Annotated in this window: 9 protein-coding genes and 1 pseudogene; 3 read left to right on the forward strand and 7 right to left on the reverse strand. The window is 56.2% G+C overall.

The genetic code is table 11. The annotated features are described in order from the left end of the window. Positions 1-555 (forward strand): MFS transporter (locus PM2_RS28755; RefSeq protein WP_042132623.1); only part of this gene is annotated, 555 nt, incomplete at its 5' end. A 165-nt stretch (positions 556-720) separates the two neighbouring features. Here PM2_RS28755 and PM2_RS28760 read toward each other — a convergent pair. The 7 genes from PM2_RS28760 to PM2_RS28790 all read right to left on the reverse strand — a co-directional run bounded on the left by PM2_RS28760 (position 721) and on the right by PM2_RS28790 (position 11,070). Continuing rightward, positions 721-3,879, reverse strand: a complete 3,159-nt coding sequence (locus tag PM2_RS28760) for an efflux RND transporter permease subunit (RefSeq protein WP_004574058.1) — start codon at positions 3,877-3,879, stop codon at positions 721-723. Then, positions 3,876-5,339 (reverse strand): efflux RND transporter periplasmic adaptor subunit, encoded by a 1,464-nt coding sequence (locus PM2_RS28765; RefSeq protein WP_028700051.1) that lies wholly within the window; start codon positions 5,337-5,339, stop codon positions 3,876-3,878. The genes PM2_RS28760 and PM2_RS28765 overlap by 4 nt, the downstream gene beginning before the upstream one ends. Continuing rightward, entirely contained in the window at positions 5,336-6,589 is a 1,254-nt protein-coding gene (locus PM2_RS28770; RefSeq protein ID WP_004574060.1) for a TolC family protein, read from the reverse strand. The genes PM2_RS28765 and PM2_RS28770 overlap by 4 nt, the downstream gene beginning before the upstream one ends. A gap of 767 nt (positions 6,590-7,356) precedes the next feature. Then, positions 7,357-8,295 carry a copper homeostasis membrane protein CopD gene (gene copD / locus PM2_RS28780; RefSeq protein WP_004574063.1) on the reverse strand — a complete coding sequence of 313 codons (939 nt, stop codon included), beginning with the start codon at positions 8,293-8,295 and terminating at the stop codon, positions 7,357-7,359. A gap of 3 nt (positions 8,296-8,298) precedes the next feature. Next, on the reverse strand, positions 8,299-8,682 hold the full coding sequence (gene copC / locus PM2_RS30530) for a copper homeostasis periplasmic binding protein CopC (RefSeq protein ID WP_004574065.1): 384 nt from the start codon (positions 8,680-8,682) through the stop codon (positions 8,299-8,301). Between the two features lie 313 nt (positions 8,683-8,995). Then, positions 8,996-10,375, reverse strand: a complete 1,380-nt coding sequence (locus tag PM2_RS28785) for a heavy metal sensor histidine kinase (RefSeq protein WP_004574067.1) — start codon at positions 10,373-10,375, stop codon at positions 8,996-8,998. Positions 10,376-10,380: 5 nt separating this feature from the next. Continuing rightward, entirely contained in the window at positions 10,381-11,070 is a 690-nt protein-coding gene (locus PM2_RS28790; protein ID WP_004574069.1) for a heavy metal response regulator transcription factor, read from the reverse strand. A gap of 205 nt (positions 11,071-11,275) precedes the next feature. Between PM2_RS28790 and PM2_RS28795 the strand changes: the two genes are divergently transcribed. Then, positions 11,276-11,629, forward strand: coding sequence for a co-regulatory protein PtrA N-terminal domain-containing protein (locus PM2_RS28795; protein WP_004574071.1), 354 nt, complete (start codon positions 11,276-11,278; stop codon positions 11,627-11,629). Positions 11,630-11,794: 165 nt separating this feature from the next. Beyond that, a pseudogene (locus PM2_RS31735) lies at positions 11,795-11,966 on the forward strand (cupredoxin domain-containing protein); the annotation flags it as partial.

Here is an 11,966-nt window from a genome sequence, read left to right on the forward strand (position 1 = left end):
GTTGGTGCCCGGGACGTCTGGTTCGTCGTGGCGTTGCCGGTGTACCTGAGCACCGCGTTTGGCTGGGACTTCTGGCTGGTCGGCGGCTTCCTCACCGCGTGGATCATTGGCTACGGCATCGTCCAGTCGTTTGCTCCTCACATCACCGGCAAGAAGCGTGGTCATGTGCCGGACGGCCGAGCGGCCTTCATCTGGGCGCTCGCCCTGGCCGGACTGCCTGCGCTTATTGCCGTGGGCCTATCAGCAGGCTGGTCGGCGCAGGTAGTGCTGCTCGGTGGGCTGATGCTGTTCGGTGTGCTGTTCGCGGTGAACTCCTCGCTGCATAGCTACCTGATCGTCAGCTATGCCAAGGAAGACGGTGTCTCCCTGGACGTAGGCTTCTACTACATGTCCAACGCGCTAGGGCGGCTGGTCGGCACGCTGCTGTCGGGCTGGGTGTTCCAAGCCTATGGCCTGGAGGCCTGCCTGTGGGTTTCCAGCATTTTCGTATTGGCCGCCGCGCTCATCTCGATCGGATTGCCCAAGCACGGAGACATCGTGCAGCTACCCCGCTGATAACCAAAGGGAGTAGGCCGCTCTCAACGCCGTTTGTATGCATACAAGATCGGTACTTTGGCGCCGAGTGCGCAGATGTTCTTCAGCACAATTAATAGTCTGAATGCGGACGCAGATGATCTGTCGCAAAGGCCAGCATCCGTACGATGCTCAGGTATAGGTTTTTCATCGGGTTTCTCCTGGTTTGGAACCATTGGTTACTGCGAGGTTACGGCGCCGGACTAACCAGTACGCCGCAGGTATAACGAACAGAGAGAGTAGGGGGGCGGACAGCATGCCGCCCACCATGGGCACGGCGATGCGACTCATCACTTCGCTGCCGGTACCATCACTCCAGAGAATTGGCAGCAGGCCTGCGACGATCACCGCCACCGTCATCGCCTTGGGCCTGATGCGTTGCACCGCGCCCTCACGGATCGCTTCCAGTAGCGCCAGTTGCGTGCGCTCACTATTGCACTGTCGCTCGGTCCATGCGTTGTTCAGGTAGATCAGCATAATCACCCCGAACTCCGCCGCGACCCCAGCCAGGGCGATAAAGCCCACACCGGTGGCCACCGACAGATTGAAGCCCATCAGGTACAGCAGCCACACGCCGCCGGTAAGGGCAAAAGGCAAAGTGCCCATGATTAGTAGCGCCTCGCTGAGGCGGCCGAAAGTCAGATAGAGCAGCACGAAGATGATCACCAGTGTCGCCGGTATCACCCAGGCCAGACGTGCGTTGGCGCGCTCCAGGTACTCGAACTGGCCGGAATAGCTCAGGCTAATGCCAGGATCGAGCTTCACCTCGCGACTCACCACCTGGCGCAGGTCGGCGACCACAGAGGACAGATCACGACCGCGCACGTCGATGTATACCCAACCGGATGGGCGGGCGTTCTCGCTCTTGAGCATCGGCGGACCTTCCGTGATGCGCACATGGGCCACGGTGCCGAGAGTGATCTGGCCGCCTTGCGCGGTGTAGATCGGCAGTTGGCGCAAGGCTTCGACTGAGTCGCGCCATTCGCGGGGGTAGCGCACGCTGATCGGGTAGCGCGCCAGGCCCTCGACCGTCTCGCCGATGGTCTCACCACCAATGGCACCAGCGACGATGGCCTGTACATCGGCAATGTTCAGGCCATATCGCGATGCAGTCTGGCGATCGATGTCAAGATCGATGTAACGGCCGCCGGTCAAACGTTCGGCCAGTGCCGAGGTCACACCGGGCACGGTTTTGGCGGCTCGCTCGATGGCTTGGGTCGTGCGGTCGATCTGCGTCAGGTCGCTGCCCGCCACTTTCACGCCGATTGGGCTCTTGATGCCGGTGGCCAGCATGTCGATACGATTACGGATCGGTGGAATCCAGATGTTGGTCAGGCCCGGTATCCGCACCGTACGGTCGAGTTCCTCGATCAGCTTTTCGGTGGTCATGCCCGGACGCCACTGATCTTTCGGCTTGAGCCGCACGATGGTTTCGAACATTTCCAGCGGCGCCGGGTCGGTCGCTGATTCGGCTCGACCAGCCTTGCCGAACACGCTGGCGACCTCGGGCACGGTACGAATCAGCCGGTCGGTGCGTTGCAGCAGCTCCGAGGCCTTTTGCGCCGACAGGCCTGTCAGGGCCGAGGGCATGTACAGCAGGTCACCTTCGTCCAGCGGTGGTAGGAATTCCCCACCCAGCTGGCTCAATGGCCACAGGCTGCTGAACAAGATCGCCAGCGCGCCAACCAGTGTCATCCAGGGCCGGCGCAGCACCACTTCCAACGCAGGCCGATACAGACGGATCAGTCCACGGTTGAGCGGGTTACGTTCCTCTGCTGGCAGAGGGCCGCGAATCCAGTAACCCATCAGCACGGGTACCAGGGTCACCGCCAGCCCTGCCGCAGCTGCCATGGCGTAGGTCTTGGTGAACGCCAGGGGGGCGAACAGTCGTCCCTCCTGGGCCTGCAAGGTGAACACCGGTATGAACGACAAAGTGATGATCATCAGGCTGAAGAACAGCGCCGGCCCCACCTCGACCGCCGCCTCGGTCATCACGTTCCAGTGCTGCTCGCCGCGCAGCGACATCCCCGGGTTGCGTGCATGCCAGGCTTCGACTCGCTTGTGTGCGTTCTCGATCATCACCACGGCAGCATCGACCATCGCACCGATGGCGATTGCGATACCGCCAAGCGACATGATGTTGGCGTTGATGCCTTGATGGCGCATGACAATCAGAGCGATCAGTACCCCTACCGGTAGCGAGACGATTGCCACCAGCGACGAGCGCAGGTGCCAGAGAAACGCCGCACACACCAGCGCGACCACGATAAATTCCTCGATCAGCTTGTGGCTGAGGTTGTCCACAGCGCGATCTATCAGTTGGCTGCGATCATAGGTCGTGACAATCTCCACGCCCTTGGGCAGGCTCTTTTTCAGCGCTTCAAGCTTGTCCTTGACGTGGGCAATGGCCTCCCTGGCGTTTTTGCCACTGCGCAGAATCACCACTCCGCCAACGGCCTCGCCCTGGCCATCCAGCTCGCCGATACCCCGACGCGCTTCTGGGCCAAGTTGCACCGTGGCGACATCGCCGAGTGTCACCGGCGCACCGTTGGTGGCCAGGCGCAGGGGAATGGCGCGGAAGTCGTTCAACGTCTTCAAATACCCTGACGCCCGCACCATGAACTCGGCTTCGCCTTGTTCCAGCACGCCGCCACCGGTTTCCTGGTTGGCCTTTCCGATAGCGTCCGACACCTCCCCTTGGGTGATGCCCAGGCTGGCCATCCGCAGCGGATCAAGCACCACCTGATACTGCTTGACCATGCCGCCGATGCTCGCCACTTCAGCGACATCCGGCAAGGTCTTGAGTTCGAAGCGCAGGAACCAGTCTTGCAGGCTGCGCAATTGCGCCAAGTCATGCCCACCACTGCGGTCGACCAACGCGTACTGATAGATCCAACCCACGCCGGTAGCGTCCGGCCCGAGCACCGGCTTTGCCGACGCCGGCAAGCGCGACTGCACCTGGCTCAGGTACTCCAGTACCCGCGAGCGTGCCCAGTACAGGTCGGTGCCATCCTCGAACAGCACGTAGACAAAGCTGTCACCGAAGGCCGAGAAGCCGCGCACAGTCTTGGCCCCCGGTACCGAGAGCATGGTGGTTGTCAGCGGGTAGGTGACCTGGTTTTCGACGATCTGTGGCGCCTGACCTGGGTAGGAGGTACGGATGATCACTTGCACGTCCGACAGGTCCGGCAGTGCATCGATCGGCAGGCTGCGCAGCGAGAACACGCCCCAGGCCACCAGGAACAGTGTGGCGAGCATCACCAGCACTCGGTTGCCCACCGACCAGCGAATCAGTTTCGCGATCATGGTTGACTCTCCAGCGCATTGATCTGCTCGATCACCATGCCCTCATCCCGCTCGCGGACTCCGAAGCGAATACGTTGGCCCAACTTCAGCCCGACAATCAGCGTTGGATCAGACACCGGGAAGGTCATGGTCATGCCAGGCATGCCCAGGGTGAGGAAGGGACCGTGAGCGATCGTCAGCTGATTGCCCTCGATTTGCACGATGCGTCCGTCTGCCTCATGCAGTGCTGGCAGTGCTGGTGCAGATGGGGATTCCTGCGCGGTCATGGCCTCAATGCCCTTGAGGCTGGCCTCGGAGTCGATGAGGAACTGACCCGATGCCACCACCCGCTGGCCTACCTGCAGTCCTTGCAGCACGGCAACTTGGCCGCCGCTCTCCTGACCCAGCACCACTTCCACTGGGCGGAAACGACCTTGGTTTTCGGCCAGCATCACCAGATCACGTCTGCCGGTGCGGATGACTGCTTCGGCGGGCACTAGCAGTGCGGTATCGGTTTGCCCGGCTGGATGCAGGGTGACCTGGGCGGACATCCCCGGTCGCAGCCGGCCGTCGCGATTGGGTAGTTCGATACGCAGGCGCAAAGTACGGCTTTGCGGGTTGGCGTCTGCAAGCAAAGCGGTCAGCTTGCCTGGCACGGCTTCACCTGGATAGGCGGGTAAATGCGCCTGCACTGCCTGCCCCTCGTGCAGGCCCTGGGCCTGCGCCTCCGGCACTGCGGCTTCGAGCCAGACGTTGGCCACACCATTGATCCGCGCCAGGGTAGCCCCTGGCGCCAAGCTCATGCCCGGACGCAGGTCCAGCGTTTGGATCACCCCGGCGCTTGGTGCTAGTAGCGTGACAAGGTTCTGTACCTTGCCAATGCGCGCGACCCGCTCGATGAGCTCGGCAGGCATTCCGGCCAGCAATAGGCGTTGACGGGCTGCGGCCTGCAGTTCGCCATCGCCCAAGCGCCGCAGTGCCAGATACTCCTCCTGCAATCCTGCCCATTCAGGGGTCAAGACATCGGCCAGCGGTGCCCCCTTGGCCACGACATCCCCCGTGGCTCGGCCATAGGTGTGTTCGACGAATCCTGCGGTCCGTGCTTGCAGCACACTGAAATCTCGCTCGTCGAAGGCCAGCACACCACTAACCTGCAGCGTGCGTTCGAGGCGGCCTTGGCCCACTGTCGCGAGCCGCACGCCGAGGTTCTGCTGTATACCCGTGGTGATCTGTACCGCAGGCGCTGCTTGATCCTGTGTGCCATCGGCATATTTGGCGACCAATGGCATGTCCATGAAAGGTGACTTACCAGGTTCAGAGAAGTGCTGTTGAGGGTACATCGGGTCATACCAGTACAACGCTTTGCGTTGTTCTAGTGTCGGCGTTGGTCCACTTTGGGCCTGTTGAGCCAGCCAGTAGCCCGCACCACCGCCTATGGCCAGTGCTAGCGCTGCGATCAATCCTATAGACATAGGTTTCATGCCCGAACCTCTCCATATGCAAAGTGCAAGCGCGCCGCTGTCGCGGCTAATTGCCCTTGCAGGTCGATATCCTGTAGCCGGGCCTCGACCCGCTGGCGTCGTGCCGCAAGCACCTCACTTAATGTCGACTTTCCCGCCCGGTAGTCCGCCAGTGCTATGCGAACCCGGTCCTCGGCAAGAGGCAATAGGGTCTCTCGGCTACGGGTCACTGCCCGTTGCAGGCGCTGGTATTCCGCCAGATCTGTCTCCAACCGCTCGGTATGTTCACGCAGCGCAGCCTCTTGCTCGTCTTCCAGCTGGCGCACCTCAGCTTGCCGCGCAGCGATCGTTGGGTCTTGGCGAGAACCTGTGAACAGCGGCAACTGGAAACTGACTTGTACGCTGACCATGTTGCTAAAGTCCGGACCACGACGTTGGTAATCCAATTGCCAGCCCCAATCCGACTTTTTCTCGGCGACCGCCTGATGAACCTGTGCTTCGGCTTCACGGGTCTTGGCGCCGTAGGCCGCCAGTTCGGGATGCGCGTGCAGGGCGTGCAGGTATTCCGGCGCTTTCACTGGCCACTGCGGAAAAGCCGGAGCTTGTGCATTCACTTCCTGTCCGACCCAGCGCTTGAGTGCCGCTCTTGCCTGGGCCGCCTGGCTCATTAGCAGGTCCTTTTGTTCATCCAGCTGTGCTACTTCCTGGCTCGGCGCAAGCGCATCGGCCGATGAACCGCCCCCGCCGGCCAGACGAGCCCTCACGGCGGAAGCCAGCAGGCGGTTTTCCTTATAGAACTCATCGAACTGTTGCAGCTTGCGTTGCACTGTGTAGGCGGCCACCCAAGCCTGCGCCGTCGCCGCGCGCACCTTCAAACGCTCGAAGACAGCTTCGGCATCAGCGCGTTCGACTGTGGCCCGTGCTGTCTCGACCCGTGCTTTGCGCTTGTCGCGGTTGGGGACCTCTTGAGAAAGCCCGACCACTTGCATGGTCATGAAGTCTCGGTTGGTGCTCCAGCGATCGCTGCCCTCGATCGGTAGATTCTGTATCCCGAGGTTAAGCCGCGGATCGGGTAGTTCACCCGCTGGCACGACTGAGTGACGCGCCGCCGACACCTGCTCTTGACGCGCCTGAAGCGAAGGTGCGTTGTGCTCAGCCAGTTGCAGCGCATCATCCAGAGAAAGCGAAGCCGCCTGTGCCGATAGCATCGGTAGCAGGACTATGAGGGCAGCCGGAAGTATCCGTCCTGAAGTGAAACGTAGGGGAGTCATGACCATGATTCCTCGAAAAACCAGCGCACAGGCGCATGCCATCATTCGGCCGCCAAGGCAGAACAACGGGTGTGAGGTTTACGAAGGAATCAGGCGCGCGGAGGACGCCAGTGATCTGGCGGCGCTCGAGTTACCAGGCTTACGGCATAACCATCCGCAGGGGACGTAGTAGAGAAGGTCTGCTGGGGTTCGAGCAAGCTGACTTGGAGTGTGCTCGCGGTTCTACATTCTTGGCCGACTTTGCAGGCTTTTGAGGCGTGCTGGGAAGACGTCCCTTGGTCCTGGTCCTGACAACAGTCGTGATCCATGGCCGCCATCATTTCCATGCCCATAGCCTGCATCGGGCAGGGCTCAACGGGTGAGTCGACTCCCGCCATCCCGTTGAGGGGAAGCGAGAGAACCAGCAGAAGGATAGTGAGTAGTCGTACAAACCTGATCATAGTGGTCGAGTGTAGATTAAATCGATCAGCCCGGCATTGATGGAGGGCACGATCATTCATCGGCCGCTTCCTGGTGAGAAAGCAATGTGAGATTACCGTCTCACCGTTCTACGACGCACACCACATCCGTCCGTTGTGAGCTTCGACGATTGAACGGTTTATCGCAAGACTAAGTCCGGTGTTGAAGGGCCCTCCTTCCTGTCTTACCGGTCGCCCTGATAGAAGCGTTCGAAGATTTTGTTGGTGTGCTCTGGAACAATGGAAGATCTCATCACGGCCCCTAGGCGATCTTTAAGTAAACCCATGAGCACTACAACACAGTGGTATCTACATCGAATTCATTTCCATTTCCGGGCTTAAAGTACCTAGCCATGCAACGAGACAGAGAATAATTACAGCGGTCGAAAACTCGACTATCATGCTTCGACGCAAAGCGTTGATCGCAACAGAATAGTCTCCAGTTTCTATTGAGCGCGCTAAAAGCGGACTCAAATGGAAACGATTGAGGAAGGCTAACACGATCATTCCAGAAAATAGGAGTACTTTCAAAAAAAGCAGTTGGCCATATGTGCTGAGCATGATTTCATCGAGGTTCGGGCCAACGATGAACAGGTAGTTTACTACACCGGTAATGCTGATTGTCACGACAATCACTGCGCCGGCAGATTCAAAACCCGTCAATACACGAGCAAGAATCCTGGCCTCTTGTTCACCTTTCAGTGATTTCAGTCGCAGCAGCAATGCAAATGCTGCCAGTGCACCCAGCCATCCACCTGCAGCGAGAAGATGGAGTATATCGCTGATAAAGTGCCAAGAGCGACGGCTACCCTCATCCATAGCTCCGTGACCTGTCCACGCCAGAGTTGCTAGCGCGACAGCAGCAGAGGCGGTAACAACCCAGAGGCTGACTGTCGGAAGCCTCCTGTTCAATGTGACACCTATGATGGCCATCACCAGAGCCGCAATGCGGACCATCCATGTCAACCCAACATCAGTACCCATGATGACCATTTGAAAAATATGGTGATGCAGTTCCATGAATCCTGAAACACCGCTCATCGCTTTAGCAAGAACGCACATGGCAACAAGTGATAGTACTACCCCCAATACAGAAGCAGTATACAAAAGCGACTCAAAGTTTAAGACTGTGCCCGATAACCTTTCCTTTCCCCTGAGACTATACAGCCCGAAGATTGCCAAGCCGAACAACAGCATTAGGTCGAAATAAAGGGCGAAACGAACCACAATATTAATTGAGTCGCTCATTGCTTATTTCACTTTGAAAGAAAAATTACCAGTGATCGGATGGGTGTCGGAAGACACTGCCCGCCACTCAACTTTATAAGTGCCAGTAGTCAGCGGCGTAGCCGGGGTAATTACCATCGTCTTAGGGTCGGCACCGCCGGATACAGCAGCCTTCACGCCCATTGGCGAGTTTGGCATACCTGGCATGTCCGTCATTATGAGCTTTGCACCGGAAAACTGAGTTGCCAGGTTTTCTGAAAAGTGCATCTCAATTTTTGACGGTGCAGCTGTATCCGCGCCATCTACTGGACTGGAAGACAGAAGCTTTGGGTGCGCTTGAGCAACAGCACTCAGAAGCAAACCCGCAGTCAACGCAGCTGCTACGGTAGTGGTTTTGATGAATGACATGCAAGACTCCTCACAGCAAGAGCTGTTGGTTAGGATTTTGTTTGTACAGTTTCTGTTCTCTACTTTTCGATTCTTGTTAAAACACTGATGAACCGTCCGTAAGCCCTGTGTCGAGGTTCGGAGCGGATAAGAACCCTTCACGAAGATTCCAATGCCACAGTGCAACTCTAAGATGCCACATGAACGCAAACTGTTCGATTACATTTCCGTCAGCTTCGGCTGGGTGTCTGGCCGGCATATTGCCTCTTAATACACCATTCGCAGCCTGACCTAGCGCTTCCATCACCTGGCGCTTCCATTCAGGGAGTCTCACTCAAGCTGTTGGCAGCTGAATACTAGGGAGCTCGATATGGAACGCCGTTTTCCCATCAGTAGATGTACACCATATTTTCCCATCGTGCGCCTCGACGATAGATCGAGTGATTGACAGACCTAGCCCCGCATTGCTTGGGCTTCCTTCTCTACGAGCTGGATCCACACGATAAAATCGATCAAACAACCTCTCCAAATGTTGAGGTGCAATTGTGGTCCCAGGGTTTTCTACGACAATCACAGTAGACAACTCTTTTTGTTGAACATCAATAGTGATTGATTGTCCCTCAGGGGTGTAGCGCAGCGCATTGGAAAGTAGATTTGAGAGGGCTCTATGTAGCATTAGCACATCCCCCGTTGCACAACCTTTTCCAGATACTGCAAGACTGATGCCTCGATCCTCAGCGAGTAGGCGGTAGTACTCAATGAGTTTCTCCACAATCTCCAGAAGATTTATAGACTTGATCTCGTGCGTAATCAAGCCATTGTCGGACTTTGCCAGAAAAAGCATATCATCTATCATTCGCCCCATACGCTTAAATTCATCAAGGTTGGAGTATAGCGTGTCCTCATAGTCCTCGATATTTCGTTTCCTAGAAAGAACCACTTCAGTATGAGTCATCAGATTGCTCACTGGGGTTCGCAACTCATGAGCGATATCGGCGGAAAAGTTTGACAATCGAACAAAAGCGTCATCCAGTCGGGATAACATCGCGTTGAACGATAGCACCATTTGTTGAAGTTCTTTGGGTACAGGCGTTAAGGGAATACGTTCTTTAAGGGATTTTGCTGACATAGAGGTAGCGACTTCTGTTACCTGGCGAATGGGACGCAGGCCGTTGCTGGCGACCATCCAGCCGAGCGCGGCACTTACTAAAGCGCAGATCACTAACCCTATCAAAAACCATCGTTCAAGCGTTTCAAAGAAAGCCATATGTTGAGTGACATCGTCAACCAAGATAACTGTAAGTGGTTTATCCTGCCCCACTATGGATATTTGGGACGTCATACCTCGGTACATCTGTCTCTGGTCACTCCACTCCCAGAGATCTTTGTTTATACGCGTCCGGAATTTTTCCGGGACATTCACCGGGCCTGGGTCAGCAAATAGTAACTTTCCATCGCCATCAATTATCAGAGCAGTTAGGTCCCGATGGGCCCCAAGTAAAGCCTCAAGTTCAGGCTTGAATTCAGAAAATTGATTGATGCTGCTCATCCCTGTGAGAATCTTCTGCGAAGAGATGAGCTTTTCGTTCAACGCTTGTTGATCCAGCATCTTGAAATGATGTCGACTTAGATTGCTGAAACTCAGGCCGGCAACGGTGAGCACAGCTGTTACGGCAAGCATAAACATCAGGCTCATACGAGTGGTCAAAGACATCCGCTTCATTCTGACTCCGAGTCTGGTGCGTCGAGCATGTAGCCCATACCTCGCGAGGTATGAATCAGCTTGACTTCAAAATCATCATCAATTTTTGCCCGCAGTCTCCTTACCGCAACCTCTATCACGTTACTGTCACTGTCAAAATTCATGTCCCAGACTTGGGAGGCAATCAGCGATTTGGGAAGCACCTCACCGCGACGGCGCAATAGCAGCTCAAGTAGGGCAAACTCTTTTGCGGTAAGGTCTATACGTTTCCCACTGCGAATAGCCCTGCGCTTGAGTAGGTCGACCTCAAGATCTGCCAGTTTCATGTGCGTCTGGGACGGAGCGCTGCAGCCTCGGCGTAATAAGGTTCGAACACGAGCTAGTAATTCGGAGAATGCAAAGGGTTTAATCAGGTAGTCATCGGCTCCGAGCTCAAGCCCTTTCACGCGATCTTCAACGCGATCTCGTGCTGTCAGAAATAGTACGGGAACGTCCTTTCCGGATGCGCGTACCTTCTGCAACACCTCCCAACCGTCCATGCCTGGCATCATGACATCAAGAATCAGTAAGTCATATGCCTCGCTCAGGGCGTACTGAAGGGCTACCTTGCCATTGGTAAAACGGTCAACATTGAACCCCGCCTCAGTCAGGCCCTGCTGCAGATAGGTACCTATTTTGGGCTCGTCTTCGGCAACCAGAAGTCTCATGGGCACGGCTCTCAAATAGTTATGACTGGGAGTCTGCAACGAAAAATGTCAGCTAACCAGTAGCTGACAGAAAAGTAATGCTGGATTCAGGTAAATGTCAGCTAGCTCTGTCTAGGGTTCAGCGAGTAGCGCTGTCGAGTGCTCGAATTGGTTCTTCATATAACCCATTGATGCCGCTCAATAAAATCTATCAGGAGTTCCCGTCATGAACCCCATAAGAACTTTGCTTTTTGTATCTTCAATCCTCATCTCGGCCTCGACGCTGGCTGAAAGTGGCGGTGATCGAGTGATGCAACGAATGGAAAGTATGCGCGCCAGGGCGGAAGCCACCCTGCAGCAAGCTGAAAAAGCCCCAGAGGGGCAGCGTCATATACATATGAGCGAACACATGAAAATGCTCGGTGAGCTTATGGAACAGCTCCACAAAGATCACCCCGCTGCCTCTATGTCGCCTCAAGAGCACCTGGCCTGGATGGAGAAGCATGACAAGATAGTCGATGATGTCCTGAATCAAATGCAGCGTGAACACAAATTGATGATGTCAGAAAATCATCAATAAGCCCATATATTCAATGTGTTTTTCAAAGCAAAGCTTCGATGCAGCTTTACCACAATGTTTTTTTCGTTTGGGTAGCTGACAAGAATGTATTCTTCATGTCATGAAAATGGCAGCTTACTAGCTGTACAATCGCCAGGTACCACTCTGCTCTCGCTCGAGGTCACCATGAACGCTAAGCTTGCTATTCCACTCATCGCAGCAGCAACTCTGTCTTTCGGCGCTGCGGCTATGGCCAGTGAAGGTCATGGAAAGGAGGACATTGGTCAACCTGGGACGAAGTCTCAAGTTACCCGCACGGTTGAAGTAAAAATGGGCGATGTGTTTTTTGATGCTAAGG

This window comes from Pseudomonas monteilii NBRC 103158 = DSM 14164, assembly GCF_000730605.1.
Classification (GTDB): domain Bacteria; phylum Pseudomonadota; class Gammaproteobacteria; order Pseudomonadales; family Pseudomonadaceae; genus Aquipseudomonas; species Aquipseudomonas monteilii.

Coding starts and splice junctions, on each gene's coding strand:
- PM2_RS28760 (WP_004574058.1), bottom strand. CDS start 3,879: ATGATCGCGAAACTGATTCGCTGGTCGGTGGGCAACCGAGTGCTGGTG.
- PM2_RS28765 (WP_028700051.1), bottom strand. CDS start 5,339: ATGAAACCTATGTCTATAGGATTGATCGCAGCGCTAGCACTGGCCATA.
- PM2_RS28770 (WP_004574060.1), bottom strand. CDS start 6,589: ATGACTCCCCTACGTTTCACTTCAGGACGGATACTTCCGGCTGCCCTC.
- copD (WP_004574063.1), bottom strand. CDS start 8,295: ATGAGCGACTCAATTAATATTGTGGTTCGTTTCGCCCTTTATTTCGAC.
- copC (WP_004574065.1), bottom strand. CDS start 8,682: ATGTCATTCATCAAAACCACTACCGTAGCAGCTGCGTTGACTGCGGGT.
- PM2_RS28785 (WP_004574067.1), bottom strand. CDS start 10,375: ATGTCTTTGACCACTCGTATGAGCCTGATGTTTATGCTTGCCGTAACA.
- PM2_RS28790 (WP_004574069.1), bottom strand. CDS start 11,070: ATGAGACTTCTGGTTGCCGAAGACGAGCCCAAAATAGGTACCTATCTG.
- PM2_RS28795 (WP_004574071.1), top strand. CDS start 11,276: ATGAACCCCATAAGAACTTTGCTTTTTGTATCTTCAATCCTCATCTCG.